This window comes from Sulfuricurvum sp. (assembly GCF_023229695.1).
Lineage (GTDB): Bacteria > Campylobacterota > Campylobacteria > Campylobacterales > Sulfurimonadaceae > Sulfuricurvum.
The window spans coordinates 34046-59099 of the sequence record NZ_JALNYS010000009.1 but is presented as its reverse complement, the minus strand read 5'-3'; the positions used below and the strand labels follow the sequence as shown (position 1 = coordinate 59099).

Here is a 25054-nt window from a genome sequence, read left to right as displayed (position 1 = left end):
CAATGCCGCTGTGCAGAACGCTGGATGAGAACCATCGTATTTACGTGGATCGAGTTTTTCCGGCAGTGCACACCCCTATTCACCGCTCATTCCGTTACCGTGCCGTTCTCGGTGTCGGAGGAAACGTAGAAGACACCCGACGACGGTTGCATCATCTGTGGTTTTATCTGAGACGCCAACGTCTGCTTCAGCCGGTTCGAAGCGGTATATTGCTTAAAAACCCCCCGTTCGGATACGTAGAGCAGGACGATTTTATCAATACGACGATAGAGATCGCAACATCATTGGAGCCGAGAATGCTTTTACGGCTATTGTGGCGGATTGAAAAACACTTCGGCCGTAAACGGAGTTTTCCCAATGCTCCCAGAACCCTTGATTTGGATATGATATTCTTTGAAAATCGGGTGCTAACGTATCCGGAATTGATTGTTCCGCATCCTCATTGGAGGATGCGCCTTAGTGTCAGAATCCCTTTGCGGAGCATGCGCCGCACTTTTCGGAGAGAATATGAAAATTTTGACATTTAGCGGCTCTACCCCAGCCGAAGCCCTTAAAAAAGCGCAACTGGAGGTGGGTGAAGAGGCGATGCTCATCGAAACCCGCGAAATACAGAAAAAATCACTCGGTAAAAGCGCACTTTATGAGATCGTTGTCGGAGTGGAAGAAGAGATAGCCGAAAAACCGCGACGACGCCCCCCTCCGGAACCTTTGCGCGAACAGCGCCCCCTTGCCCAGAAAAGCAGTGATGTCCTTTACAATATCTCCGAAGCGGCCAAACAGATCTCAAAAATTGCCGAAGTCACCGATGAAGAGCGCTTGCTGCATCACGGAAGCAGCCGTGAGAGTGAAGATTTGAAGCGAATCAAAGAGGAGATTGAAAAACTCGGAGATAAAGTCAAATTGATCCAGCATATGTTTTGGGATGAAAAAGCGCCTAAAATGGAGATGGCGATCCCTCCCGAATTTGCGGAAATTTACCGCCTTTCTCAACAAAGCGGGATGGATCAGGCCCATCTCGATCAAATTATGCAGCTGACACTGGAACATATGCCTTCACGAATGCGTGAAAATTCGGTAACGGTTAAGCGTTATTTCCAAGTGCTGATGCGAAAAATGATTCCGGTACGTCTTGAAACCCCTCCCAAAAGCGGCACTAAAAAAGTGTTGATGCTCGTGGGTCCTACCGGAGTCGGCAAAACAACCTCCATTGCGAAGCTCGCGGCCCGTTTTTCTTACCTTTTGGAGAAGAAATACAAAGTCGGATTGGTGGTTCTGGATACCTACCGTATCGGAGCGGTAGAACAATTGATGCAATATGCCCGCATGATGAAACTGGGAATCGAAACGGTGGTGGACCCTCCCGAATTTTCCAATGCGCTGAATTCGCTTCGCTACAGTGACTATATTTTGATTGATACGATGGGGTCCTCTCCGTACGATCAAGGGAAAATTGAAAAAATTCATGAGTGTTTGCGTGCCAATAATACCGATTACAGTGTTGATGTGATCTTGGTCCTCCCAAGCTCCATTAAATACGATGACCTCAAAGCAACTTATGAAAACTTTGCACCGCTGGGGATTGATACGATGATGTTTACCAAACTCGACGAAACACGGGGATTCGGCAATATTTTTTCACTTGTGTATGAGACCAAGGTTCCCATCAGCTATTTTTCGGTGGGGCAAGAGGTACCGGAGGATTTGGTTGTGGCAAGCAGCGATTTTCTGGTGGATTGTTTGTTGCAAGGATATCGCAAAGGTGAACGATCATGAGCCATCAAGCCGCAAAACTTGAAGAACTGGTGAATCAGAGTCGAAATACGGTTGCTAAAAAAACCCGTTTTATTGCCGTCACCAGCGGAAAGGGCGGGGTCGGAAAAAGTACGATAAGTTCCAATATGGCTTATATTATGGCCCGATACGGGCTAAAAGTGGGAATTTTCGATGCCGATATCGGATTGGCCAATTTGGATGTGATGTTCAATGTCAAGATTAAAAAGAATATTCTCCATGTCCTGAAAGGGGAAGCGACGGTTGAAGAGATTTTGGTTCCGATCGAGAAAAATCTTGTTTTAATCCCCGGAGAGAGCGGGGAAGAGATTTTTAAGTACGCTTCATCGGGATTGTTTGAGCGCTTTATGGATCAGTCGAGTGTGCTGGATGATCTGGATGTGATGATTATCGATACGGGGGCGGGAATCGGAGAACATATCCAACTTTTTTTACGGGCATGTGACGATGTGATTGTGGTGACCGTCCCCGATCCTGCGGCGATTACCGATGCGTACGCAACGATCAAGGTAACCTCACGTGTCCGTAATGAAATTAATGTTATTATGAATCAGGTACGGAATCAGCGTGAAGCGCAGGCTCTGTTTGACAAAATCCATAAAGTGGCGCAAATTAATATCGGAAAAGAGCTGAATCTTCTGTATCTGGGACAAATTTCCAGTGATCAGAAAATCGTGAACAGTGTCAAAAAACGGGCACTCTTTAGCCGTGAGTTTCCAACCTCGACTCCGTCGTTGGAATTAGAAGCAATTGTTAAGCGTATCGCAAAGAAATTGGAACGAAATGTGCTTGTGAATCCCAGAGAGAGTGGGCTTGGCGGGCTGTTTAAGCGATTAATGGAACACTTTTAATATACTTGCAGTAAGGTCGTCCTTTGACGGCGGAATAATTGTGGATGATTTGAGGAAAGATAAGTATGCGGAGTTCGAATTTTGTCTCTTTTTTAACGGTACAGGGGTTTTTTATCGGTATCGTATTTGGGGTACTCAAATCGACATCGCCGGAGAGCTTTTTGGGTTTTACCCTCCTCATCACCACTTTTTTTTACCTTTTTGCCCACATGTGCGTCGGATTTTATTTTCAAACGCTCGGGATCAAAGGGAACTCTTTTCCTAGACAGTCGCATGAGCGTAATCTGGATACTTTTGTCCGTGAAATCAATAAGCGTGAACAGTTTATCGATGCGTTCTACCACAATAAGGCGGAACTGCTCAGCGAACAGGAAGGGGAGACAAAATGAGCGCTTCGCACCCCTATTCCCGGGAGCTAAAACATCGGGAAGATCAGCTCGCCCTTCAATATCTTCCTGCCGTCAAGGCCATGTCGTTCCGATTGAAAGAGAGACTCCCCAGTTCGATCGATTATATGGACTTGTGTGCCATCGGGACCGAAGAGTTGGTCAAATTGGCCCGAAGATACGATGAAGCACAGAATGATTCGTTTTGGGGGTACGCAAAAACCCGGGTATACGGAGCGATGCTTGATTACCTTCGATCGTTAGACGTAGTGAGCCGTTCCAGCCGCAAACTGATCAAAGAGATTGACCATGCGATCGAAGCGTATATGGCCGATCATGATGATGAACCTTCGAATCGGGAACTGGCATCCGTTTTGGGAATTGAAGAGGAAAAAATTCATGAAGCGCGAATCGCGTCCGATATCTATACCGTTATGTCCCTGGACGATCAGTTAGGGACCCCGGAAGAGGGGGGGATGCTGGAACGGTTGGAGCAAGAAGATTTGATTGATTCCATCAAAAAAGTGCTGCACGGTTTTGATGAACGGGAGCAGATTATTATCCAACTCTATTATTTTGAAGAGCTGACGTTAAAAGAGATCAGCGAAATTGTCAACATTACCGAGTCGCGTATTTCGCAGATCCACAAAACGGTTATCCGGCGCATTCGCGATGCGGTTGGAGGGAGATAATGGCGGACATCCTATCGCAAGAAGAGATTGATGCCCTTTTGGACGTTGTTGATGATGAGGGGGACAGTGCATTAGACGCGGAAGTCGACAACCTGTTTCCGCAACGTCAAATTACCCTCTACGATTTCAAACGGCCAAACCGTGTCTCAAAAGAGCAGCTTCGTGCATTTCGCGGGATCCATGATAAAATGGCGCGATCGATAGCCTCTCAGATTTCGGCGATTATGCGTTCTATTGTTGAGATTCAGCTCCATTCGGTCGATCAGATGACGTACGGGGAGTTTTTGATGTCGCTTCCGAATCCGACGAGTTTTAACGTCTTCTCGATGAAGCCGCTGGACGGGAACGGAGTATTGGAGATCAACCCTTCGATCGCTTTTCCGATGCTGGACCGGATTTTAGGGGGAAAAGGGGAACCGTTTGAGGCAAACCGGGAGTTTTCAGACATTGAACTCTCGTTGTTTGATACCGTGTTGCGGGTGATGATGGCGACCCTTCGAGAAGCATGGGGCCCGGTCACCGACCTCTATCCGACGATCGAATCGAAAGAATCGAGCCCGAACGTTGTTCAGATCGTGGCGCAAAACGAGATTGTCGTCATGGTCGTGATGGAGATTATTATCGGGCACAGTTCGGGGATGATGAACATCTGCTATCCGGTCATTGCCCTCGAACCGGTTTTGCCGAAGCTTGCAAGCCGTGACTTGATGCTGAATGAGAAGAGTTCGAAAAAAAGCCGTAATCAGGAACTTCAGGTGTTACTGGGGGGGGCGCACGTCAACGTGGAGGTGACCCTCGGCGAAGCGGAATTGACGCTGCGTGAATTGTTGGAGCTGGGAGAGGGGGATATTATCCGTCTCAGTATTCCGGCCGATGATGTCGTCAATGTCAGTGTCGATGGAAAAGAGCGATTCCTCGGTGAAATGGGATTGAGACGGTTTCGCAAATCGATTCAGATTACGTCCATTATCGATACGGAAAAAGATGCAGTCAAACGGGCACTTAAAGAGTTCGAAACCAAACGTAAAGAGCGTATTAGCGGGGTGAAAGAGATGATTCGAGGCCCCTTAGCCGAGGAGTATGAAGATGATGAATGATTTTGCAGAGCTGTTTGCACATGAGACGATAGCGACGATCGAAGGGTTGACGGGGCAAGCTCCTCGGGTAACGTTGAAAGAGGCGGAAGAGATCTCGATTGTTTCTAACGTCATTCCGCCGATCGCTTTGATCAAGGTGAGTTTTAGCGGAGATGTTTCAGGACGGGGGATCGTCATGATTCCTCCTCAGCTGGCAACGGCGCTGGGGGATATGATGCTCGGCGGTGAGGGTGATACGAAAGAGTCGATGGACGATGAGGATCTGGATGCGGCAAAAGAGATCGTCTCGAATATCCTCGGAGCGATGAGCACGACACTCGGATCACAAAAAGAGCTTCCGAAATTAACGATCAAGGCTGAATCGGCTGAATTTATAGGGGAACACGGAGAGGTTAACCTGGACGCCTATGCAAAAATGTTTGTCTTCGGTTTTTCGATCGGTACGATTAATTCTCTGATGATGTTTGTCATTGATTCTCAGATAAACAATGCCCTAAACGCCAAAGCCCCGGCTGCTCCGCAAAATTCGGACAATCGGGGTGTTTTTGATACGCCGGCACCTCTTTCCAAGCCGCTTGATGACGGTGAGATGAAAAATATTGCCCTGATTATGGATATTAAACTCCCCGTCCGTGTACGGATCGGGAAGAAAAAAATGCTCTTGAAGGATGTTTTAAGCATGGATATCGGATCGGTCATCGAGCTCAATCAGCTGGCGAACGATCCGCTTGATATTTTGGTGGATGATAAGGTGATCGCACAGGGTGAAGTGGTGATCGTGGATGGAAACTTCGGCGTTCAAATTACCTCTATCGGAACAAAACGGGATCGACTGAATAAACTAAAAGGATAGGGATGCCTCGCCGTCATGGGAGAACGAAGAATTACCAGAGTAACCGTTATGTCAAGGATATTAAATCAGCGGATGTCTGGAGTGTTTTTAAAATTATTGCCGATTTTGTACAGGGATTTGACGAATTAGGGGATTTGGGACCATCGGTGACCATTTTCGGGAGTGCCCGCGTGGATGAAACCCATCCTTATTACCAAATGGCGATGGAGTTGTCCGGCATGTTGGGGGCGAGGGGATATAATGTCATCACCGGCGGAGGTCCCGGAATAATGGAAGCGGCAAATCGGGGAGCCTATGAATATGAAAATGTTGAGTCGATCGGACTTAATATTGAGCTTCCCGAAGAGCAGCAACCCAATCCCTACATTACGAAAGGGCGCAGTTTTGATTATTTCTTCTCCCGTAAAGTAATGCTGGTGAAATATTCGATGGCGTACGTTATTTTTCCCGGCGGATTCGGAACGCTGGATGAGATGTTCGAAGCGTTGACCCTGATTCAGACCCGAAAAGTGTGGGGGGTACGCCTTTTTGTCATCGGGACCGAATTTTATGCCCCTTTGATACAGTTTATCCGTGATAAAGTGTTGGCGCAGGGGATGATAGAAGAGAGTGATCTGAAATTGATTATCCTGACCGACGATTTGTCTTCGGTCGTGAGTGAAATCGAAAAATCACTGGTTTCTCAAATTTCGACGATGGAACAGCAAGGGTTGGATAATACAAAATACTATAAAGCTCTTTCGAGTTATTATGCCGATAAACATGCCGAGGGAGGGAGTGAATAATGGGTAAAAAAGTGCTGATCGGGATGAGCGGCGGTGTCGATTCGACCGTATCCACCCTTTTGTTAAAAGAGCAGGGGTATGAGGTGGAAGGGGTTTACATGAAACTCCACTCCAAACCCGGTTACCATGAGATACATCAGGTACGCGCCCAAAAAGCGGCCGATTTTGCCGGTGTGAAGCTCCATATTCTCGATCTGCAAGAGAAATTCAACGAAAAAGTGTTTACGCCGTTTATCGAAACGTACCGCGAGGGGAAAACTCCGAATCCGTGTGCACTGTGCAATCGTAACATCAAATTCGGTGCGATGGTGGCATTTGCCGATACGTTAGGGGCTCAGTACGTTGCAACGGGGCACTATATCCGTCACGACGGACAGTATCTTCTTCAAGCGCAGGATGATACGAAAGACCAGAGCTATTTCCTTTTTTATATTAACCCCCAATTGGTACCGAGGCTGCTGTTTCCTCTCGGGGAGAAGCACAAAAGCGACATTAAAGCGTATGCGGCAGGGATTGAAGGGTTGGAATCGTTTGCGTCTCAGAGCGAATCGAGCGAAATCTGTTTTGTCGAAACCACTTATATGGACGTGCTCAAACCCTACGCTGCCGTCGATCAGGAGGGGGAAGTGCTTGATCTGGAAGGGAACGTGGTCGGAACCCATAAAGGGTACATGCACTACACGATCGGCAAGCGTAAAGGGTTCACGGTTCGCGGAGCGCATGATCCCCATTTTGTCGTAGAGATCAGACCCGACACGAATCAGATTGTTGTAGGACCGCGTGAGGCGCTGGAGTGTCACCGTGTCGAGTTGGAGCGGGTGAATCTGTTTGATACCCGTCAGGCGTTTGAATGTGAGGTGAAGCTGCGCTATCGAACCACTGCGGTCAAATGCCGTGTCGTCGTCGACGGTGACCGGGCTGTTGTTGAATTGGATGAGCCGGTATTGGGTGTCGCCTCCGGGCAGGCGGGTGTTTTTTACGAGGGGGAGAAACTTCTCGGAGGCGGATGGATCCTATAAAGGTTACGTACTAAAACGAATTCATCCGTTTTAGTGGCAGGGACAAATGTCCCTACAACCCCCTAAAGCTACAAAAAACACGTTTTTTGAGAGTTTTAAGGCGATATTAGAGGGAATATAATGACTTCAAAAAAGAAAATTATCGCCGCAGGGATTATCGGAAATGTCATTGAATATTACGATTTCGCCCTCATCGGTTTTTTGGCGGTGATGATGGGAAATCTCTTTTTCCCCTCTGACGATCCGTTTCTCTCCTTATTGGGTTCGTTCGGAGCATTTGCGGCCGGGATGATCATGCGCCCCGTAGGGGCTTTGGTCTTTGGGCATATCGGTGATCGGATCGGTCGGCGCTTTGCGCTGATGAGTTCTTTGGTACTGATGGCTCTGCCCACCTTTTTGATCGGCTTTTTGCCGACCTATGCACAGATCGGGATTATGGCCCCGATACTCCTTGTCGCCCTTCGGATGATTCAAGGGCTCTCGGTCGGGGGAGAGTATGCCAGTTCCATTGTCTATCTGGTAGAACAATCGTCTGTGAATCGTCAAAACCTATACGGCTCTTTTGTCTCTGTCGGCGCGAAAATCGGTATGGCACTGGGATCAGGGCTCTGCGGAGCGTTGTTGTGGTATCTGGGTGAAGAGGCGATGGGGGAGTGGGGATGGAGAATCCCGTTTTGGGTGAGTATTGTGATTGCGGCGGCCGGATTGTATCTGCGCCGCAACTTAACCGATGACTATGCCCCAAGCGAAGATAAAACAGTCCCCATCGTGGCGATTTTGCGTCATCACCGCCGTGAGTTTTGGCAGTTTTTGACCGTAGCATCGGCAATTTGGATTTTTTATTACACTATTTTTGTCTATCTTCCGATCTGGTTGGAGGGGAGTGCCCATCTGAGCAAACCGGAAGCCGGACAGATCAATACGATATCGATCATTGTCGGGGCAATTTTTATCCCTTTGATGGCAATGGCGGCGGATAAGATCGGTTCGCTTCGGGTGATGCGGATGGCCGCTTTATCGCTTGCTCTGGGGATTTACCCGCTTTTGTACGGGATGAGTATGACGGGATACTGGGGTGCATTGGCGGGTACGCTGGCTTTGGTGATACTGTTATGCGCATTTCAAGCCCCGATTTTTGCGGCTACGGTGCAGGTATTGTCGTATCATGGCTACAGGGCTTCGTTTACGGCCGTCATACTAGGAAGTGCTGCGGGGATAGTCGGCGGGATTACCCCCGCACTGATGACCTCACTTGAGAAACTGAGCGGAGACCCCTTTGCCCCGGCGTATTTGATCGCCGTGACATCGCTGATCGGATGGGGTGTTCTTAGGCGTGTAAAAAATTGAGTTTTGTTGGTTGAAAATATGGTATAATTTTTTTGCTAGTATAACTTTTCATTGTGATTGATGGAGCGGTAACGCTAAGGTCGAGGGATTAATTACCCCTCGACCTTTTTTTTTGCCCTCCAAAAATCACAATGAGGGGGTCTTTATGGATAAGTATATACTAGCACTATTACTTTTGTGCATTTATGCACCTATGCTCAATTGAGTGTAGCCGAGGGGTTTTACCCCTTGGCCCCCTTTGTATTTTCCCCCGCACTTTCTAACTTTTCCATACTTTCTTGAAGCATCTTTTTCACATCCTCGACCGCGAAGCTTTGCATAATGATTTAGAAATTTTAAAAAAGCTTTTTTGTTTTGTAATTGATACTGCGATGTAAAACCCTTCCGATGATAATAGTTTTTGAAGATTCGTTGGTTTTGTAAAAAACGAGATAATTTTCGATGATGAGAACACGGCATTCTCTACGGATATGTTTACGTTTGCACATAACACCCAAGTGGGGAAAATTAGCTAATTTCGCAATGCCATTTTTGAGAAATTCGAGGTATTTGACGGCACGAGAGGGGGAATCTTCTGTGATATGATCTAAAATGACTTCAAGATCAGTGTAAGCGTGTTCGAGATAGACGATATTATGAGGCATATTTTGCGCTCAATTTGGCAAATACCTCTTCGTGTGTTCCGATAACTGGAGATTTAAAACCCTCATCGATTAGTGCTTCTAATTCTTCGTCATACTCTTCTTTTGAGAGTTTTACAGTATTCTCGGGAAGTGATTTAAGAAATGCAATCACTTTATCTGCTACAGATTCGTCTTCTAATTCAAGATGATAGGCTAACATATTGTCCCCTTTTTGAGGAAAGTTGATTCAAGAATTATAACATCTATTTCACTTACACGTGTACGGGCCTAAAGACTGATTTCATAAGAGGGAACTGAATCAGTTTTTCAGGATTGGTTTCACCGTTGATGTTGACGATTTTGAGTCTTCCGTACCCATTGTTGAAATCATTGGCCAAATCGTAAACGACTCCGACAATGGTGAGTTTGCCGCTTTCTACATCCTGTTTAAACTCTTTTTGAGCATAGAAGGCTTGTTGGTGAACGTTGCCCACAACGGCAGCAAGCCATTGGGTCTCTTCGGTACCGCTGAGCGAGGTTTTACGAACCGAAAGGGAGAGGGAATCGAGCTCTTGGATGATGTGCGGACCTTCAGCCGAATAATCGCTTAATGCCGCTTTGATGGCACCGCAGCGCGAGTGGCCGACGATCAGTAAGAGCGGTGTATTTAAGTGCCGTATGCCGTACTCGACGCTCCCCATGTTCGAACTGAATTGATTTCCGATATTGCGGATGACAAAAAGATCATTTTCAGCGGTTGCGTCGAGCGCATCACTTTGGAAACGGGAATCCGAACATCCGATCACTGTAGCACGGGGGTGTTGCGAATCTTTGAACCGTTCGAAAAATGTCGATCCCTGGCGGTTGACATAATAGTCGTTTTGGGAGATCACTTCGGCAAACATTTTTTGGGCCAAGTGCTGCAGCTCTTGGGGACTGGTCGTACCGCTAAGAGAAGAAGCGGAAAGTTCGCCCCCTCTCCCGAGTGCGAGAGAACCCGAAGCGGCGGCAAAAAATTTAAGAAAGCTACGTTTATCCATGAGCAAAACCTCCTAAGCACTTAGGGTAGTGTAACATAAAAGGGGGATAACTCAAAAGGTCAAAGACCCGTTCTCCTCATTATCGCCGGTCGGCGGAATGGTTGCCTCGGGCTCCGAAGAGAGCGGGGACTCCTGTGTTTCACAAAACGGATCGGCGACACTTTGATTGAGTTCTGTTTGATCGGTATTGATCTCCTCTTTCGGTGGATGCATCACCTCTTTGTATTCCGGGATAACGATACCGCGCCGCTGCATAATTTTATAGATAATTTTGGATCTATTTTTCACATATTTTTGATTTCCGGTAGGATTGTATTTGATCGGATTGGGCAAGACGGCCGCCAAACGGGCCGCTTCGCGCCCGCTTAAACAGGCAGCGCTTTTATGATAGTAATGGCGTGCCGCCGCTTCGATTCCGAATATTCCCTCGCCCCATTCGGCAATGTTGAGGTAAATTTCCAGAATACGCCGTTTGGAGAGGGTATTTTCAATTCTCCAGGTAATAATGGCCTCTTTTAGTTTTCGCACCGGATTTTTACTCGGGGAGAGGTAGAGATTTTTGGAGAGCTGTTGGCTGATGGTACTCCCTCCGGCGACGGACCCTTTTTTCAGGCTGCGCTCCAATGCCTGCTCCATCCCCTCTACATCGAAACCGTCATGATTCCAAAATTTATCATCTTCGCCGATGAGAACCGCTTTGATAACATTGGGGGAGATTTGAGAAAAAGTGACCCATTTGTACTCCATTTGGATATCTTGATTGTTGTCTGCCCATTCGTTTTGACGATACTCCATAAAGGCGGTCGGGATGGGGCGTATCTCCTTGAGATCGGAGATATTCGGATAGATGAAATAGCGGCCGACATCGATAACCCCCGCTGCAACGATTAAGAGAAGGATGATTTTAAATTTTTGCATTAGATTTCCGTTTTGAGGGTGGGAAGGTGCCACCCTTTGATATAGGCCAATAACCGCAGTGCAACGGCAACTGCCGCGACGGTGGCGACGGTAGGGGTTGAGAGACCGATCCATGGGCTGAGGATAAGGAGTAAAACCGAAACGATTAACGCTATCGAGCCGTAAAAATCGCTGACCAATACGGCGGGAACCTGATTGATCAGGATATCGCGCAGAACTCCTCCTCCGATGGCGGTGAGAAAGCTGAGGATAATCACCCCGAAGAAATTGAATCCCGCATCGATGGCCAATAATGCCCCGGTAATACTGAAGGCGACGAGACCGATCGTATCGCTGATGACAAACAGCCATTGCCGTTCCAACTGTTCACGCCGGTAGAGGCGAAAGGCAAATGCGAATGCAATGGTCGTGATAACGGTGATGGCAGGGTAGTATTCGTTAAAAGCAAAAGGGGTACGGTCCAAAATGACATCCCGTACGACTCCCCCTCCCAGTGCGGTTAGCGAAGCAGAGATAATGAGTCCAAGCAAATCGAGGGTATTGCGTACGCCGACGAGAAAACCGCTTAACGTGAAGGCGATGATACCGAGAATATCGGCAGCAACAACGAGATTGAATTCACTCATTCGGAGCGCGGTAGTTCTCTTTAAAACTCACATACCGTTTTGCGGATGCGTAAAGTTCGGCTACTTCATCATCGGTGAGCTCCCGAACGACTTTTGCAGGACTTCCCATGATCAGTGATCTCGGCGGGAAGATTTTGTTTTTCGTCACGAGTGCTCCCGCTCCGACGATCGACTCTTTACCGATGATGGCACCGTCTAAGATCGTAGCGCTCATACCGATGAGGCAGCCGTCTTCGATCGTGCATCCGTGGAGCATGACACGGTGACCGACGGTGACATCGTTGCCGATTATGGTCGGATGGCCATCGCTCATATCCTCTTTTTTATGATGGGTGACGTGCAACATGCTGAGGTCTTGTATATTGCTGCGATCCCCGATTTGGATGAAGTGGACATCGCCGCGCACGACACACCCGAACCAGATACTGACATCCTCCCCCATAGTGACCCGTCCGATGACATCAGCCGAATCCGCTATCCAAACCCGTTCTTTCATCGTAGGGGTATAATTGAGATAATTTCCGATCATGAATTTCCTTTTTAGCTCTCTTTGAACAGCCGTGTCGTAAGTTGCCGAATATAATTGGGAGCCTGTTTTTTGACCGAATTATAGACTTTATTGGTGTGGGTTTCAACAATTTTATGGCTGTCGATCATATTCTCCTTCTCGTGCTTCACTTTCAGGTAGGTGCCGTCGCTTTGAAGCTCATGGGCAAGGAGATTGTCGGAACACTGCAGTTGTAAAATCTGGATTAATTTATTGGAAGCCTCTTCGGTATTGATCGGCGTGAGGAGTTCGATCCGTCGCAGGAGGTTTCGAGGCATCCAATCGGCACTTGAAATATAGGTTTGCGGCGTTGCGTGTTTAAAATAAAAAATACGCGCGTGTTCGAGATATTTACCGATGATTGAAATAACACGAATATTTTCGCTTATTCCCGGTATACCGGGGCGCAGGCAGCAGATCCCACGGATAATCAGTTCGATTTTGACACCCGCCTGAGAGGCTTTGTAAAGCGCGCGGATGATATCCTCGTCGACCAATGCGTTCATCTTGGCGATGATCACCCCTTCGCTCCCCATACGGGTCTCATTTTGGATGAGAGAGAGAATTTTGGGTTTGATCTGCGTCGGAGCCATATAGAGTTCGGCCAGTTTCCCTTTTTTACTAAATCCGGTAAGAAAGTGAAAAAATCGGGTTAAATCGTAGGTGATGGCGTCATTGGACGTCATGTAGCTGATATCGGTATAGATCGTCGCGGTGGAGGGGTTGTAGTTCCCGGTTCCGATGTGGGCGTATTGTTTGAGCTTTCCGTCGACACGGCGGGTGATCAGAGCCGCCTTGGCATGAACTTTAAACCCGGTAATTCCGTAGATGACGTGCGCACCCGCATTTTCAAGCGCCTTGGCCCAATGGAGGTTGTTCTCTTCGTCGAAACGGGCTTTGAGCTCGACCATGACGGTGACTTGTTTGCCTGATTCGGCGGCACTGACGAGGGCATGGACGATCGGTGAATTCGATCCTGAGCGATAAAGGGTCATTTTGATGGAGACGACATCAGGGTCTTTGGCCGCCACCTGAATGAATCGGACAACCGGTTCGAAACTTTCAAACGGATGATAGAGGAGGAGATCTTGTTTGTCCAGTGTTGCATAGAGGCTCTCATCGGCGTCCAGAGGGGGGAGATTGCGGGGTTTGAAACTGGGGCTTGTGAGGTGGGCAAAATCTTTGTTGCCGACCACCTGCCAGAGGCTTCCCAGGTTCAGGTAGGTCTGGAAGCGGTAGATGTCGTCTTTGTAGACATTCGCATGGCGGTTGAAGAAGTTCAGAAGATCATCGTCGGCATGGATGCTCAGCTCAAGGCGTACCAATTCCCCTTTTTTACGGAGTTTCAGCCCCTCTTCGAGGATCTCCATAAAATCATCGGCCTCCTCCTCTTCGATCGCGATATCGGCATTTCGGGTGACCCGGAAGGCGGCAAATTTGATTAGTTCGTACCCGGGGAAAAGATCCTGAATGTGTTCGGCGACAATGCTCCCGATCGGGATGTAGATCCGGTTGTCGATATCGACGAAGCGGGGTAGAACCCTCGGAATGCGGATGATCCCGTAGCGCTCAATGTTGGCGTCCTCTTTGTCTCGTAGTTTAACGATCTGCCCGAATCCGAGATTGTTGAGATGGGGGAACGGATGGGTCGCATCGACAGCGATGGGGATGACGACAGGATAGATGTTTTCGAAAAAATAGCGGTCAAGATATTGGCGCTGCTGCGGGGTCACCTCTTTGTACGATTTGAAAAAAATCCCCTCTTTCTCGAGTTCTTTCATAATCCCCTGCAAACAGTGTTCGACGACTTGCTGTTCGTTATGGAGGTATTCACGAATCCCACGGAGCTGATGCAGCGGGGTGAAGCGGTCGGCGCCGGAGACGTTGACCCCTGCACTGAAAAGTTTTTTGAGTCCCGCGACACGGATCATGTAAAATTCGTCAAGATTGGTTCCGTAAATCGCTAAAAATTTGAGTCGTTCAAACAGCGGAAGAGACTCTTCCTGCGCCTGCTTGAGAACACGGGTATTGAATTGGAGCCATGAGAGTTCACGGTTGATATAGAGTGCTGGATCTTTATAATTATGGGGCATAGTGACTACTTTAATTAGTGATTGTACTGTTATTATATTATACTTAGGTAACAAAAAGGGGAGATATGAGTATTTTTCAAATTTTAATGTTTGGGGCGACACTTTTTTTTGCGTATCAGATTTTTCGACATGTACAAAACTTAGAAGATTCGGAACCTTCGGAACCGCATAGTTTTGAGGATGAAAATATCCCTTTTCCCTCCTCTCTAGCATTAGTGGAGGAGGCGGATGAGGCATATCAAAAGGGGGAGCTCTCCACTGCCAAAGAGAGACTTCAACAAGCCGTGCAGCAAGATGAAAACAGTAGCGAAATTCTCAATAAGCTTGCATTTGTGACGGCCAAAACGGGTGAAACTTCTGAAGCAATAGCGTTGTACAAACGTTCACTGCTTTTGGATGAACGGGATGATCTAACCCACAACGCACTGGCCTCTTTGTACCGGATTGAGGGGGAGAGGGCATTGGCGCAGGAACATTATGAAAAAGCTCTTGCGATTGATGCCGCATATCCTCAGACCTATTTCAATTACGGCAATTTGCTCAGTGATATGGGCAATACGCTTAAAGCCGGCGAAATGTATCTCAAAGCCCTTGAGCTTCAGAGCGATTTCCCTCAGGCACGCGAAGCACTCGAAGCGTTGCGGGGGAAAAAGTGAATACCGATAATCAGGCCCGTCTGGCGGTATTGATCGATGCGGATAATTCACAGCCCTCTATTATCGCAGGGTTATTGGATGAGATTGCGGCACACGGAATTGCCAGCGTTAAGCGTATTTACGGCGATTGGACCGATATCCAATTGAAAAGCTGGAAAAACGTATTGCTGGAGTACGGACTCCACCCGATGCAGCAGTTTGCCTATACAACGGGAAAAAATGCGACCGACAGCGCCATGATCATAGATGCGATGGACCTGCTGTATACCAAGAATTTTGACGGGTTTTGCATCGTCTCCAGTGACAGCGATTTTACCCGTCTCGCGAGTCGAATTCGTGAATCCGGGGTAAAAGTATACGGTTTCGGGGAACAAAAAACGCCCAAATCGTTCATCGGCGCGTGCGATAAATTTATTTATACCGAAAACCTTCGTCGGATACCGAATGCCCAGAATACCCCCTCCGCCTCTTCAAAAATTAATTACGATACCAATGCGGTATTGGCTCTGGTGCGCAATGCGGTCGAAGATACCGCCAATGAAGCGGGATGGTCTTACCTCGGAGCCATAGGGCAAAATCTGATTAATAAATCTCCCGAATTCGATCCTCGCAATTACGGGTATAAAAAACTGGGCGATCTGATTGAAGGGCTGGGGGAGTTCGAGTTTAAAACCTCCGATCCGCTCTCAGGTTCCCAATCGATCTACATCCGGGTAAAACGGAAAAAAAGGTCGTATGAAAAATGACGGTACGCGAAATCTACACATTTTTGGATCGGTTGTCCCCTTTTGAACTTCAGGAGAAATGGGACAACTCGGGGTTAATGGTCGGCGATTTTTCCCAGGAGATTTCTCGGGTGGTGCTCTCCATCGATATTGATGCGGAACTGATCGATTCGCTGGAGGAGAATACCTTGCTCATTACCCACCATCCGATTATTTTCGGAGGGGTTAAGCAGCTTCAATCCCATCACTATCCGGCCAATATGCTGATTCCGATGATCCGTAAAAATATCGCCAATATCGCCATGCACACCAATTTCGATCAAACCCATCTGAACGATTATGTTGCAACACGGATATTAGGGTATCCGATGATTAAAAAAGAGGGTTTCGCCGCCTATCTTGAAGTGGATGAACCGTTTGCCGTGTTTGCCGCCAGAATCAAAAAATCGTTAGGATTGGAACATATACGGGGAGTGCAGTCCCATTCGCATATTCACACCTGTGCATTGGTGAGCGGTTCAGGAGCTTCGTTGCTGCGGTCGGTTGAGGCCGATTGTTTTTTGACGGGTGATATTAAATACCACGATGCGATGGAGGCAAAAGCGCTTGGACTCTCGATGATTGACATCGGACATTACGAAAGCGAGCGCTTTTTTGGGGAGATTTTAGCCGAACATTTGAAAAATTTAGGATTGAGTGTTATAATTTCGCCATCAAAGAACCCTTTCACCTATTTATAGGGCACTCGCGACATGTCACTCCGACAAAGGAAACCGATGAATAAACATTTACAACAGCTGATCGACCTCTCTATGATTGATAAAGAGATTGATGCGTTTGAACCTCAGATAGAGGAAGCAAGCCTCCAATATGATGCCCTTTTGGCGGCGAAAAAAGGCGTTGTGGACGAGATCTCCTCACTAACCCAAGAGATCAAAGACGAACAACTCAAAAAACAGAAAAATGAGCTTCATTTGGCAGAGCTTTCTGCGAAATTGGTTGAAAACAGTAAAAAAAGCGCCGAGATTAAAACCGAGCGGGAGATGAAATCGCTTCAGCTTGAAGAAGAGATTGCAAAAGAGCAGGTCAACTTTGCAAACGAAGAGATTGCCCGTTTGGAAAAATTGATTGCGCACAAACAAGCGAAAATTGATGAACTTGAAACCAAAGCAAGCGATATTGAGGGGAACCTCTCTACCGTAAAAGCTGAAGTGGATATCAAATTGGGACAAATCGACGAAGAACGGAAAGAAGTTTTTGCAAAAAAACAGGCTTTGGTCGGTGCGATGAACCAAAAAGGGCTTTCGTTTTACCAAAAAATCCGCCGTTGGGCAAAAAACACCACAGCGGTTCCGGTACGTAACCAAGCGTGCATGGGGTGTTACATGATTGTCAGCGACAAAGTCTATTCCGATGTGATCAAGGGGGAAGATATTACCACTTGCCCTCACTGCGGACGCATCTTATTCCTCGAACCGTCTTCTGACGCTGTCGGTGCGTAACGTCTTCTTTGACCTTTTCTACACGGTGTCGGCGGCGTTTTTATACGTCATCGCACTTCCCCTTTTGTTGATTTTTTCACTCAAAAAAAAATACCGAGATTCACTCCCCGCACGTTTTTTTGGTTGGAAAAATCCCCCGTTTGCCCCACATGATATCTGGTTTCATGTCTGTTCTCTGGGCGAGGCAAAAGCGATTGCCCCGATTTTGGAAGGGCTGGAGAATAGATCCGTTGCAATCAGCGTAATTACCCATACCGGATTTGAGGCGGCATTAAAATACAGAGCGCAGGTCCGCTATCTTCCGTATGAATTGTGGCTTTGGTTTTGGATCCGCGCCCCGAAAACGGTTGTTGTACTGGAGGCGGAATTCTGGTATTTATTGTTTCGGCTGGCCCATACACGAGGGGGCAGGGTGATCGCTCTGAATGCCCGCATCAGTGAACGGAGTTTCCCGAAATATTTTCGGATGCGGTGGTTTTATCGCCTTTTACTGGAAAACTGTGAGCGCATTTTTTGCCAAAGCAGCGAAGATATGGCCCGATTTATTGCTTTGGGTGCACGCAACGTCGAAGTGGTTGGAAACATTAAACTGGCACAAAAAATCGTCGCGTCACGTGATATTCCCAAGCCTGAGGGTACGCTGATCGTCGCGGCAAGTACCCATGAGGGGGAAGAGGAGAAGATCCTTGAAGCTTTTTTGGCATACAAAAAACGCAATAAAGATGCAAAACTGCTGGTCGTACCGCGCCATCCGGAACGGTTTGTCAAGGTAGGTGAGCTGATCGGCCGGGTGTGCGGAGAGTTGAGTCTTTCACGCTGGAGCGATTCGCGGGAGATTCATGCCGACATCACCCTGATCGATGCAATGGGGGAATTGAACAACCTCTACGCCATCAGTGATGTGGCCATACTTGGGGGGGCATTTGTCCCGATCGGCGGACATAATCCGCTGGAACCGGCCCATTTCGGGTGCAAGATTATTACGGGAAAAGAGATTTTTTTACAGCGGGAACTCTTTAAATACGTTTCGCATGTACAATTTGTCACGATGGAATCCATTGCAGAGGCATTGGTCCATTCAGAACATTATCCTCCGTCTCAAGTGAATGAGACGATTGATTTAGAGAGAGTACTACAGTTTTTAAAAACGGAGAAAACAGAATGAAAGAAAAAGCATACAAAGTATTGGCGGCACAAGAGGGGATATCCAATTCCGAAGCCAAATCGCTGATTGACCGGGGATTAGTCTATGTCGGCAATTCGAAAGTGATGATTGCACGGGGTGAGATTAGCCCGAAGACCACCTTTATTGTCCATAAAGTGGAAAAAGTGCGTCCGATTTTCGAAGATGACGATTTGATCGTTGTCGATAAGCCGGCATTCGTCAATTCGGACGAGATTGAACGGCAGTTTAAAGGGTCGCAGCTGCTTCATCGGTTAGACCGTGAAACGAGCGGGGTATTGATGCTGGTCAAAAATGAAGAGTTTCGTCTCAAAGCAATCGGCGAATTCAAAAAAGATCAGGTGTACAAAGAGTACGTCGCATGGGTTGAGGGGATCATCAGCGAACCGTTTGTGATTGATCAGCCTCTGATTACCGAAAAGAGCGGAAACAAAGCGTATACGAAAGTTTCCAAAAAAGGGAAACCGGCCATTACGGAAGTGACGCCTCTCGAAGTATCGGCAAAAAAAACCAAGGTACAGCTGATCATCCACCACGGCCGCACCCATCAGATACGGGCACACCTGAAATATGCACAGCATCCGATTATCGGCGATGAGAGTTACGGCGGGCGGCAGTCAAAGAGGGTGATGCTCCATGCTAAAAAAGTGACGTTGATGGGAAGAACGTTCGAAGCCCCGGAACCGAAGGTATTTGGACATTTCGGCAGCTAAAAAGCATATTCTAAGCATAGTTTAAGTAGAATTCGACACTTAATAGACCCTGCATCAAAGCATTTAGGAGTTAGAGTGTTTGAAACACTGACAGAATCGTTTACATCAGCGATACGCAAAATCCGTTTTCATGACGACGAAAAGGCGTTGACCAAAGCATTGGGAGAGCTTAAGAAAGCTCTCCTGAAAGCCGATGTCCACCATAAGGTGGTCAAAGATCTTATCGATTCGGTTGAACATCAGATGAAGCAGGGTGTAATCGGAAAAGATCAGTTTCTGAGTGCCTTGCGTACGTCGCTCTATACCCTTTTGGACGTAAAGGGGAAAGCAGGGTTCGTATTCGCCCCTGTAGCACCGACGGTTATTTTAATGACCGGTTTGCAGGGATCGGGTAAAACGACGACGACCGGAAAGCTGGCCAACTGGCTCAAGGTGCGCCAGAAAAAACGGGTTCTCGTTGTCGCAGCCGACCTTCAGCGTCTGGCAGCGGTCGAGCAGCTGCGTCAGGTGTGCGGTGCGATTGATGTCGAACTCTACAGTGATGAAGTGACGAAAAACCCCGTCGAGGTGGTCCGTGGGGCACTGGAACACGCCAAAAAAGCGCTGGTTGACGTCGTTTTGATCGACACCGCCGGACGTTTGGCGATTGATGATGCGTTGATGAGCGAACTTTCCGAAGTGAAAGCGGTCGCACAGCCGCACGAGATTTTCTACGTCGCCGATTCACTGGCCGGGCAGGATGCGGTCCGTACCGCCGATACCTTCAACCAGAAGATCGGCATCGACGGGGTGATTCTGACCAAATACGACGGGGATTCCAAAGGGGGCGTGGCTCTGGGAATCGCGTCGCAGATTCAGGTACCGCTGCGCTTTATCGGTGCGGGCGAGAAGATGGAAGACCTCGAGGTGTTCCTCCCCGATCGTATCGTCAACCGCCTTATGGGGCTAGGTGACATCGAAGGGCTTGCCGAAAAAACCGCATCGGTCATTGATGAGAAAAAAGCAAAAGCGCTGAGCAAAAAGATCAAAAAAGGGGAATTCAATTTCAATGATTTCCTCGAACAGATGGAGAGCCTCAAAAAAATGGGGAGTATGAAGTCTATTCTGGGGATGATCCCCGGGATGGGCAACATGGCAACGGCTCTTAAGGATGTTGATCTTGAAAACTCCGGTGAGTTGAAACGTATCAAAGCGTTGGTCTCATCAATGACGATGAAAGAGCGTGAAGATCCGGAACTCTTAAACAATAGCCGTAAAGCCCGTTTGGCCAAAGGGTGCGGTCTCTCGATCGTCGAAGTAAACCGGATCTTGAAGCAGTTTAAAAATGCTTCGAAAATGGCAAAACGGTTTTCCGGGAAAAAAGGGATGCAGGACCTTCAAAATATGATGGGTCAGATGCAAGGGGCGCGTATACCGCGATAATAAGCGCCCTTAAACGCTAAAGTATCCGCTTGTTAAAACGGATACTTTAGCGTTTAAAGCGGCTTAGATGCTTTTCTTTTACTTTTGTGGGTAAAACAGGCTTCTAAACTACTTGGCGCGAAACATTTATACTTTAAAAGGAAACACACATGGCAACAGTCATTCGCTTAACCCGTATGGGACGTAAAAAACAACCTTTCTACCGTATCGCGGTAACCGATAGCCGCAAACGTCGTGACGGCGGTTGGATCGAATTGATCGGATACTATAACCCGATGACAGACCCTATCACTACCAAAGTAGACGAAGAACGTTTGAGCTATTGGCTCAGTGTCGGCGCACAAATGTCTGACCGCGTTAAAAAAATTACCGGTAAATAAAAATGGTAGCCGACTTCGTTGCGGGATTCGCCCGACTCGTGGCGACCTATCCTGATCAGATCAGAGTTGAAGCGCATGACGGTGACGAAGTGAATGAGATTGTCTTGTATGCCAATCAGGCAGACGTAGGCAAGCTGATCGGCAAAGAGGGGAAAATGATCGGAGCGATTAAAACGGTCATTTCCGGATGCAAAGCCAAAGATGGCAAAAGTTACCGAATCAATGTCGAACCGCTTTCGTAATTCACCCGATACCCATTTGCTTCATGTCGCCACCCTTGGCCGGATTGTCGGCCTTAAAGGGGATATGAAGCTGAACCTCCATACCGACTTTCCCGAACAGTTTGTCAAGAATGCCACGTTCATCACCGATAAAGGGGTTGAAATAAAAATTCTAAGCTACAGTCCGGAGCGTGAGCTGGTCCGTTTGGCAGGATTTGAAACTCCTGAGTCGGCCAAGACGATGACGAATACCCGGCTTTTTACGACTCCTGAAGCGACACGGGAACGATGCGCTTTGGGGAAGGAAGAGTTTTTCTGGTTTGACTTTATCGGTCTTGAGGTAAGGGAAGGGGAGATCCGATTGGGAACGGTGCAGGAGATTGAGCGGATCGGGCCGTTGGATTATCTTTTGGTCACTACCGATCCCTCTTTGGTTTCCAAAGGGCTTTCGGCAACGTTTCTAATCCCTTATATCGATCGATTTATTGAAAGAAGTGATATAGAATCGAAGCGTATCTATGTATCGGGCGGATTGGATCTGCTGGAAGCTTCCTGATGCGCTTTACCTATGTCACCCTTTTCTCTAATCTGATCGAGGGGTATTTTCAAGACTCCATTCTGAAGAGGGGAATCGAGGCCGGTCGTTTTCAGGTGGGTTTCCTCAACCCTAGAGATTACAGTGCCTCACGTCACCATAAAGTCGATGATACGGCGGTAGGGGGGGGTGCCGGAATGGTTATGACCCCTCAGCCGTTGTTTGATACGTTAAATACGTTGGGGAGAGAGGCGCATATCATCTTTGCTGCCCCGGTCGGGAAACCTTTTACCCAAAACGATGCCAAGCGATTGGCTGAAAAAGAGCATGTTGTTTTTGTCAGCGGTCGCTATGAAGGGATTGATGAGAGGGTGATCGAAACGTTTGCCGACGAGGTATTCAGTATCGGTGATTATGTCCTTACCGGAGGTGAGTTACCCTCGCTGGTCATGACCGATGCCATCGTGCGCAATCTCGACGGTGTGTTAGGCAATAGCGAATCTCTAGAATACGAGAGTTTTGAAACGGCACTTTTAGAAGCACCATCGTTTGGTAAGCCCCCTTTATATGATGATTTGGTCGTTCCATCAGAATATTTAAAGGGAAACCACAGTAAAATTCTAGAACTAAAATCGGCCCTGTCTGAATGCAAAACAAAATACTTCAGACCTGAGCAGCTTCTAAAGCATAAAATAAGGATATCTTATGAAAAATAAGTACATTGCTAGCTTCGAGCAAGCGCAAATCGCAGAAAAAAATATCCCACTTTTCCGTGCGGGCGACACACTTCGTTTGGCCGTTACAATTAAAGAGGGTGATAAATCTCGTGTACAAAATTACGAGGGTATATGTATCTCTATTCGTGGAGAAGGTACGGGAAGAACCATTACGGTACGTAAAATCGGTGCTAACGGCGTCGGTATTGAGCGTGTTTTCCCAATCTACAGCGACAGCTTAGAAAAAATCGAAGTTCTTCGCCGTGGTCGCGTTCGTCGCGCTAAATTGTTTTATCTTCGTGACCTTGCGGGTAAAGCAGCGCGTATTAAAGAAATTCGCCGCAAATAATCCCCTTTGTCGCTCTTTTGAGCGGCAACTTCTTTTCCTCATTCACTTATTTATTTTCTTCATACAATAATTTATGCCATTGCAATTTGATCAGGCACCGTTATGATTTTTTGATTTTCCACAATACTGCTGTTGTGAGTATGGCAGCAAAAATGATCATGGTCATGAAGGCATAGGCCGTTCCAAGCGGGTGTCCTTGAAAGGGGAGTCCACCTGTATTCATACCGAAAAAACCGACGACGAGGTTCAGCGGCAGGAATATGACGGAGATAATCGTGAGGATATAGATACTGCGGTTCATCCGATCGCCGGAACGGAGATTGTAGTAGCGGTAGAGATTGTCGAGCTGATCGTTTGCGGCGATATTGGAACGGAGAGTTCGTTCTAAGTGTTCGTGCAGATCACTAAATTCATTGAGCGGAAATTGATCGGATATTTTTGACTTTGCAATAAAGAGTCTTAATGTGTCGACCGCTTTTAAAATGATACGTTCCGAGCGGGAGAGTTCTTTTTTGAGATTATGCCATTGATCCATAAATGCAGAGCTAAACTTGCTGTAGAGGTTCTCTTCAAGCGATACAATGATCTCTTGAATGGTTTCAATGTCATGCATCAAGGTATCAATCTTACCGTCTAAAAAACGGTACATCTCATCGAGTGCATCGGGAAGTTGGTTAAAGTCTTTGTGCTTTTTATCATAAAAGTAGACGGAATCTTCGGCAAGAATAAATCCGTAAGAGGTTATTTTTGATTTTTGGCTCATTTTTTCGGGCAGACGCAGGACGAGAATCCGATAATCTTTATACTCTTCGAAAGTAGAGGGATGGAGCGGATTTTGAAGGTCTTGTAGATGGAGTTCGTGTAATTCGACCATTGTTATTCTCCTTTTAGTGCGCGTTCCATATCCCGTTTGAGGCTTTTTTCTTTGAGGTCATCCCGTTTATCGTAAAGCTTTTTCCCTTTAACGATGGCAACCTGCATTTTGGCGAGGTTTCGATCATTGAAGTAAATACTCAAAGGTACGAGGGTAAATCCCTCTTTTTCGACCGCTTTGAACATTTTATCGATCTGTTTCTTGTGGAGAAGGAGTTTACGGCTTCCGCGCTCTTCATGAGAATAGAAGTGATGGGTTGTATCCAATACCCCGATATGGACATTAAAGACAAAAGCTTCACCTCGGACGATTTTGATAAATCCCTCTTTGAGATTGACCCGTCCGGCGCGCAAGGCTTTGACTTCGGAACCCTGAAGGACGAGACCTGCTTCAAATTTCTCTTCGATGTAGTAGTCAAAAAAAGCTTTTTTATTGGTGGCGATGTTTTCACCCACGCTTGTATCCTTGAAAATAAGTATCGAATGATAGCGTATGAAACCTTTTAGGCTTCGAGCTTTATTTTTCCTACGGCATAGTTATGGACGAGAGCTTGGATTAGGTTTTGATACCCGATTCCCATCTCTTTAGATTTTGCTTTGATAGCCGCTAAATCGCTAACCGAAAATCGGATGGTCGTTTGCCGTTTTTCTTGTAACGATTTGGTGTATTTTGCATTGTTCTGATATTCATTGCGTTCTTGTGCTGAGAGTGGTTTACTCATCCATTCTCCACCCTCTATTTCACCGAGGAGTTCATTTTCCTCTTGGTCGAGGTAGATTGGTTCATTTTTCATTTTTTGTGCCTCCGTAAGCAGCATTTGGTTTTCGGCTCGGAATGATCGATTTTAAAAATATTTCATCCTCCGTCTCGACAAAAGGGATATACCATACATACTCACCCATCTCGATGACAAAAATTTGTTGATTGGGGTATTTCTCAGTATTGGGATGAACATATCGATCGATGATCTCATCGTTTTCGATCTTCTTTAACACGTGTTCAAAACTGATATTTCGTTGGAGTTGGAGGAGTTGATTTTTCTCTTCATTCCAACGAATTATTTTGGACATGACTATCCTTTATTTATATCCGATTGTAACAAGTTGTAGA

At 47.1% G+C, this 25054-nt stretch carries 33 protein-coding genes; 22 read left to right on the top strand and 11 right to left on the bottom strand.

Annotated features, from left to right (window positions below):
- The first annotated feature begins 2 nt into the window (after positions 1 to 2).
- The 10 genes from folK to M0P91_RS07760 all read left to right on the top strand — a co-directional run bounded on the left by folK (position 3) and on the right by M0P91_RS07760 (position 8821).
- On the top strand, positions 3 to 527 hold the full coding sequence (gene folK / locus M0P91_RS07805) for a 2-amino-4-hydroxy-6-hydroxymethyldihydropteridine diphosphokinase (protein WP_295066207.1): 525 nt from the start codon (positions 3 to 5) through the stop codon (positions 525 to 527).
- Entirely contained in the window at positions 508 to 1773 is a 1266-nt protein-coding gene (gene flhF, locus M0P91_RS07800; protein WP_295066206.1) for a flagellar biosynthesis protein FlhF, read from the top strand. Before folK ends, flhF begins: the two co-directional genes overlap by 20 nt.
- Positions 1770 to 2642: a MinD/ParA family protein gene (locus tag M0P91_RS07795; protein ID WP_295066205.1), complete on the top strand. Its 873-nt coding sequence runs from the start codon at positions 1770 to 1772 to the stop codon at positions 2640 to 2642. The genes flhF and M0P91_RS07795 overlap by 4 nt, the downstream gene beginning before the upstream one ends.
- Positions 2643 to 2707: 65 nt before the next feature.
- Positions 2708 to 3031 (top strand): hypothetical protein, encoded by a 324-nt coding sequence (locus tag M0P91_RS07790; RefSeq protein WP_295066204.1) that lies wholly within the window; start codon positions 2708 to 2710, stop codon positions 3029 to 3031.
- Positions 3028 to 3720: an RNA polymerase sigma factor FliA gene (locus M0P91_RS07785; protein ID WP_295066203.1), complete on the top strand. Its 693-nt coding sequence runs from the start codon at positions 3028 to 3030 to the stop codon at positions 3718 to 3720. Before M0P91_RS07790 ends, M0P91_RS07785 begins: the two co-directional genes overlap by 4 nt.
- Entirely contained in the window at positions 3720 to 4817 is a 1098-nt protein-coding gene (gene fliM, locus M0P91_RS07780; RefSeq protein WP_295066202.1) for a flagellar motor switch protein FliM, read from the top strand. The genes M0P91_RS07785 and fliM overlap by 1 nt, the downstream gene beginning before the upstream one ends.
- Complete coding sequence (gene fliY / locus M0P91_RS07775) at positions 4807 to 5670, top strand: flagellar motor switch protein FliY (protein WP_366934068.1); 864 nt, start codon at positions 4807 to 4809, stop codon at positions 5668 to 5670. Before fliM ends, fliY begins: the two co-directional genes overlap by 11 nt.
- Before the next feature lie 2 nt (positions 5671 to 5672).
- Entirely contained in the window at positions 5673 to 6455 is a 783-nt protein-coding gene (locus tag M0P91_RS07770) for a TIGR00730 family Rossman fold protein (RefSeq protein ID WP_295066201.1), read from the top strand.
- Complete coding sequence (mnmA, locus tag M0P91_RS07765) at positions 6455 to 7474, top strand: tRNA 2-thiouridine(34) synthase MnmA (protein ID WP_295066200.1); 1020 nt, start codon at positions 6455 to 6457, stop codon at positions 7472 to 7474. Before M0P91_RS07770 ends, mnmA begins: the two co-directional genes overlap by 1 nt.
- A 120-nt stretch (positions 7475 to 7594) precedes the next feature.
- The gene (locus tag M0P91_RS07760) at positions 7595 to 8821 is read left to right on the top strand and encodes an MFS transporter (RefSeq protein ID WP_295066199.1); all 1227 of its coding nucleotides are present in this window, start codon (positions 7595 to 7597) and stop codon (positions 8819 to 8821) included.
- 335 nt (positions 8822 to 9156) lie between these two features.
- Here M0P91_RS07760 and M0P91_RS07755 read toward each other — a convergent pair whose 3' ends face one another.
- From M0P91_RS07755 to M0P91_RS07725, 7 genes are read right to left on the bottom strand one after another with little or no spacing between them, the layout of a single operon-like run.
- Positions 9157 to 9465 (bottom strand): type II toxin-antitoxin system RelE/ParE family toxin, encoded by a 309-nt coding sequence (locus M0P91_RS07755; RefSeq protein ID WP_295066198.1) that lies wholly within the window; start codon positions 9463 to 9465, stop codon positions 9157 to 9159.
- Positions 9455 to 9664, bottom strand: coding sequence for a hypothetical protein (locus M0P91_RS07750; RefSeq protein ID WP_295066197.1), 210 nt, complete (start codon positions 9662 to 9664; stop codon positions 9455 to 9457). Before M0P91_RS07750 ends, M0P91_RS07755 begins: the two co-directional genes overlap by 11 nt.
- A 52-nt stretch (positions 9665 to 9716) precedes the next feature.
- Positions 9717 to 10484, bottom strand: coding sequence for a carbonic anhydrase (locus M0P91_RS07745; protein ID WP_295066196.1), 768 nt, complete (start codon positions 10482 to 10484; stop codon positions 9717 to 9719).
- A gap of 51 nt (positions 10485 to 10535) precedes the next feature.
- Positions 10536 to 11402: a monofunctional biosynthetic peptidoglycan transglycosylase gene (gene mtgA / locus M0P91_RS07740; protein ID WP_295066195.1), complete on the bottom strand. Its 867-nt coding sequence runs from the start codon at positions 11400 to 11402 to the stop codon at positions 10536 to 10538.
- A complete protein-coding gene (locus M0P91_RS07735) occupies positions 11402 to 12028 on the bottom strand; it encodes a TRIC cation channel family protein (RefSeq protein ID WP_295066194.1) in 627 nt (208 codons plus the stop codon). Before M0P91_RS07735 ends, mtgA begins: the two co-directional genes overlap by 1 nt.
- Complete coding sequence (locus M0P91_RS07730) at positions 12021 to 12557, bottom strand: gamma carbonic anhydrase family protein (protein ID WP_295066193.1); 537 nt, start codon at positions 12555 to 12557, stop codon at positions 12021 to 12023. Before M0P91_RS07730 ends, M0P91_RS07735 begins: the two co-directional genes overlap by 8 nt.
- Before the next feature lie 11 nt (positions 12558 to 12568).
- Positions 12569 to 14668, bottom strand: a complete 2100-nt coding sequence (locus tag M0P91_RS07725; RefSeq protein WP_295066192.1) for an RNA degradosome polyphosphate kinase — start codon at positions 14666 to 14668, stop codon at positions 12569 to 12571.
- A gap of 65 nt (positions 14669 to 14733) precedes the next feature.
- Between M0P91_RS07725 and M0P91_RS07720 the strand changes: the two genes are divergently transcribed.
- The 12 genes from M0P91_RS07720 (at position 14734) to rplS (ending at position 23070) form a co-directional block, all read left to right on the top strand.
- On the top strand, positions 14734 to 15324 hold the full coding sequence (locus M0P91_RS07720; protein WP_295066191.1) for a tetratricopeptide repeat protein: 591 nt from the start codon (positions 14734 to 14736) through the stop codon (positions 15322 to 15324).
- Positions 15321 to 16070 carry an NYN domain-containing protein gene (locus tag M0P91_RS07715; RefSeq protein WP_295066190.1) on the top strand — a complete coding sequence of 250 codons (750 nt, stop codon included), beginning with the start codon at positions 15321 to 15323 and terminating at the stop codon, positions 16068 to 16070. Before M0P91_RS07720 ends, M0P91_RS07715 begins: the two co-directional genes overlap by 4 nt.
- Positions 16067 to 16789, top strand: coding sequence for a Nif3-like dinuclear metal center hexameric protein (locus M0P91_RS07710; protein ID WP_295066189.1), 723 nt, complete (start codon positions 16067 to 16069; stop codon positions 16787 to 16789). The genes M0P91_RS07715 and M0P91_RS07710 overlap by 4 nt, the downstream gene beginning before the upstream one ends.
- 36 nt (positions 16790 to 16825) lie before the next feature.
- Positions 16826 to 17551 carry a zinc ribbon domain-containing protein gene (locus tag M0P91_RS07705; protein ID WP_295066188.1) on the top strand — a complete coding sequence of 242 codons (726 nt, stop codon included), beginning with the start codon at positions 16826 to 16828 and terminating at the stop codon, positions 17549 to 17551.
- Positions 17544 to 18716 carry a lipid IV(A) 3-deoxy-D-manno-octulosonic acid transferase gene (gene waaA, locus M0P91_RS07700; RefSeq protein WP_295066187.1) on the top strand — a complete coding sequence of 391 codons (1173 nt, stop codon included), beginning with the start codon at positions 17544 to 17546 and terminating at the stop codon, positions 18714 to 18716. Before M0P91_RS07705 ends, waaA begins: the two co-directional genes overlap by 8 nt.
- Entirely contained in the window at positions 18713 to 19447 is a 735-nt protein-coding gene (locus M0P91_RS07695) for an RNA pseudouridine synthase (protein ID WP_295066186.1), read from the top strand. The genes waaA and M0P91_RS07695 overlap by 4 nt, the downstream gene beginning before the upstream one ends.
- Before the next feature lie 75 nt (positions 19448 to 19522).
- Positions 19523 to 20869: a signal recognition particle protein gene (gene ffh, locus M0P91_RS07690; RefSeq protein WP_295066185.1), complete on the top strand. Its 1347-nt coding sequence runs from the start codon at positions 19523 to 19525 to the stop codon at positions 20867 to 20869.
- A gap of 149 nt (positions 20870 to 21018) precedes the next feature.
- Positions 21019 to 21249, top strand: coding sequence for a 30S ribosomal protein S16 (rpsP, locus tag M0P91_RS07685; RefSeq protein ID WP_295066184.1), 231 nt, complete (start codon positions 21019 to 21021; stop codon positions 21247 to 21249).
- A 2-nt stretch (positions 21250 to 21251) separates the two neighbouring features.
- Positions 21252 to 21491, top strand: a complete 240-nt coding sequence (locus tag M0P91_RS07680; RefSeq protein WP_295066183.1) for a KH domain-containing protein — start codon at positions 21252 to 21254, stop codon at positions 21489 to 21491.
- On the top strand, positions 21451 to 22026 hold the full coding sequence (gene rimM, locus M0P91_RS07675) for a ribosome maturation factor RimM (protein WP_295066182.1): 576 nt from the start codon (positions 21451 to 21453) through the stop codon (positions 22024 to 22026). Before M0P91_RS07680 ends, rimM begins: the two co-directional genes overlap by 41 nt.
- Complete coding sequence (gene trmD / locus M0P91_RS07670) at positions 22026 to 22721, top strand: tRNA (guanosine(37)-N1)-methyltransferase TrmD (protein ID WP_295066181.1); 696 nt, start codon at positions 22026 to 22028, stop codon at positions 22719 to 22721. Before rimM ends, trmD begins: the two co-directional genes overlap by 1 nt.
- Positions 22711 to 23070 carry a 50S ribosomal protein L19 gene (gene rplS, locus M0P91_RS07665; RefSeq protein ID WP_295066180.1) on the top strand — a complete coding sequence of 120 codons (360 nt, stop codon included), beginning with the start codon at positions 22711 to 22713 and terminating at the stop codon, positions 23068 to 23070. The genes trmD and rplS overlap by 11 nt, the downstream gene beginning before the upstream one ends.
- Positions 23071 to 23170: 100 nt before the next feature.
- Here the strand turns inward: rplS and M0P91_RS07660 are convergent, their stop codons facing one another.
- From M0P91_RS07660 to M0P91_RS07645, 4 genes are read right to left on the bottom strand one after another with little or no spacing between them, the layout of a single operon-like run.
- Positions 23171 to 23944 (bottom strand): CorA family divalent cation transporter, encoded by a 774-nt coding sequence (locus M0P91_RS07660; protein WP_295066179.1) that lies wholly within the window; start codon positions 23942 to 23944, stop codon positions 23171 to 23173.
- Positions 23945 to 23946: 2 nt separating this feature from the next.
- Positions 23947 to 24399 carry an SsrA-binding protein SmpB gene (gene smpB, locus M0P91_RS07655; RefSeq protein ID WP_295066178.1) on the bottom strand — a complete coding sequence of 151 codons (453 nt, stop codon included), beginning with the start codon at positions 24397 to 24399 and terminating at the stop codon, positions 23947 to 23949.
- A gap of 47 nt (positions 24400 to 24446) precedes the next feature.
- The gene (locus tag M0P91_RS07650) at positions 24447 to 24737 is read right to left on the bottom strand and encodes a hypothetical protein (RefSeq protein WP_295066177.1); all 291 of its coding nucleotides are present in this window, start codon (positions 24735 to 24737) and stop codon (positions 24447 to 24449) included.
- Positions 24727 to 25014 carry a toxin gene (locus M0P91_RS07645; protein WP_295066176.1) on the bottom strand — a complete coding sequence of 96 codons (288 nt, stop codon included), beginning with the start codon at positions 25012 to 25014 and terminating at the stop codon, positions 24727 to 24729. The genes M0P91_RS07650 and M0P91_RS07645 overlap by 11 nt, the downstream gene beginning before the upstream one ends.
- Positions 25015 to 25054 lie beyond the last annotated feature (40 nt).

Bases quoted from the DNA above. Each gene is read 5' to 3' on its own strand.
- folK (WP_295066207.1), top strand. From the start codon at position 3: ATGCCGCTGTGCAGAACGCTGGATGAGAACCATCGTATTTACGTGGAT.
- flhF (WP_295066206.1), top strand. From the start codon at position 508: ATGAAAATTTTGACATTTAGCGGCTCTACCCCAGCCGAAGCCCTTAAA.
- M0P91_RS07795 (WP_295066205.1), top strand. From the start codon at position 1,770: ATGAGCCATCAAGCCGCAAAACTTGAAGAACTGGTGAATCAGAGTCGA.
- M0P91_RS07790 (WP_295066204.1), top strand. From the start codon at position 2,708: ATGCGGAGTTCGAATTTTGTCTCTTTTTTAACGGTACAGGGGTTTTTT.
- M0P91_RS07785 (WP_295066203.1), top strand. From the start codon at position 3,028: ATGAGCGCTTCGCACCCCTATTCCCGGGAGCTAAAACATCGGGAAGAT.
- fliM (WP_295066202.1), top strand. From the start codon at position 3,720: ATGGCGGACATCCTATCGCAAGAAGAGATTGATGCCCTTTTGGACGTT.
- fliY (WP_366934068.1), top strand. From the start codon at position 4,807: ATGATGAATGATTTTGCAGAGCTGTTTGCACATGAGACGATAGCGACG.
- M0P91_RS07770 (WP_295066201.1), top strand. From the start codon at position 5,673: ATGCCTCGCCGTCATGGGAGAACGAAGAATTACCAGAGTAACCGTTAT.
- mnmA (WP_295066200.1), top strand. From the start codon at position 6,455: ATGGGTAAAAAAGTGCTGATCGGGATGAGCGGCGGTGTCGATTCGACC.
- M0P91_RS07760 (WP_295066199.1), top strand. From the start codon at position 7,595: ATGACTTCAAAAAAGAAAATTATCGCCGCAGGGATTATCGGAAATGTC.
- M0P91_RS07755 (WP_295066198.1), bottom strand. From the start codon at position 9,465: ATGCCTCATAATATCGTCTATCTCGAACACGCTTACACTGATCTTGAA.
- M0P91_RS07750 (WP_295066197.1), bottom strand. From the start codon at position 9,664: ATGTTAGCCTATCATCTTGAATTAGAAGACGAATCTGTAGCAGATAAA.
- M0P91_RS07745 (WP_295066196.1), bottom strand. From the start codon at position 10,484: ATGGATAAACGTAGCTTTCTTAAATTTTTTGCCGCCGCTTCGGGTTCT.
- mtgA (WP_295066195.1), bottom strand. From the start codon at position 11,402: ATGCAAAAATTTAAAATCATCCTTCTCTTAATCGTTGCAGCGGGGGTT.
- M0P91_RS07735 (WP_295066194.1), bottom strand. From the start codon at position 12,028: ATGAGTGAATTCAATCTCGTTGTTGCTGCCGATATTCTCGGTATCATC.
- M0P91_RS07730 (WP_295066193.1), bottom strand. From the start codon at position 12,557: ATGATCGGAAATTATCTCAATTATACCCCTACGATGAAAGAACGGGTT.
- M0P91_RS07725 (WP_295066192.1), bottom strand. From the start codon at position 14,668: ATGCCCCATAATTATAAAGATCCAGCACTCTATATCAACCGTGAACTC.
- M0P91_RS07720 (WP_295066191.1), top strand. From the start codon at position 14,734: ATGAGTATTTTTCAAATTTTAATGTTTGGGGCGACACTTTTTTTTGCG.
- M0P91_RS07710 (WP_295066189.1), top strand. From the start codon at position 16,067: ATGACGGTACGCGAAATCTACACATTTTTGGATCGGTTGTCCCCTTTT.
- M0P91_RS07705 (WP_295066188.1), top strand. From the start codon at position 16,826: ATGAATAAACATTTACAACAGCTGATCGACCTCTCTATGATTGATAAA.
- M0P91_RS07695 (WP_295066186.1), top strand. From the start codon at position 18,713: ATGAAAGAAAAAGCATACAAAGTATTGGCGGCACAAGAGGGGATATCC.
- rpsP (WP_295066184.1), top strand. From the start codon at position 21,019: ATGGCAACAGTCATTCGCTTAACCCGTATGGGACGTAAAAAACAACCT.
- M0P91_RS07680 (WP_295066183.1), top strand. From the start codon at position 21,252: ATGGTAGCCGACTTCGTTGCGGGATTCGCCCGACTCGTGGCGACCTAT.
- rimM (WP_295066182.1), top strand. From the start codon at position 21,451: ATGGCAAAAGTTACCGAATCAATGTCGAACCGCTTTCGTAATTCACCC.
- trmD (WP_295066181.1), top strand. From the start codon at position 22,026: ATGCGCTTTACCTATGTCACCCTTTTCTCTAATCTGATCGAGGGGTAT.
- rplS (WP_295066180.1), top strand. From the start codon at position 22,711: ATGAAAAATAAGTACATTGCTAGCTTCGAGCAAGCGCAAATCGCAGAA.
- M0P91_RS07660 (WP_295066179.1), bottom strand. From the start codon at position 23,944: ATGGTCGAATTACACGAACTCCATCTACAAGACCTTCAAAATCCGCTC.
- M0P91_RS07650 (WP_295066177.1), bottom strand. From the start codon at position 24,737: ATGAAAAATGAACCAATCTACCTCGACCAAGAGGAAAATGAACTCCTC.
- M0P91_RS07645 (WP_295066176.1), bottom strand. From the start codon at position 25,014: ATGTCCAAAATAATTCGTTGGAATGAAGAGAAAAATCAACTCCTCCAA.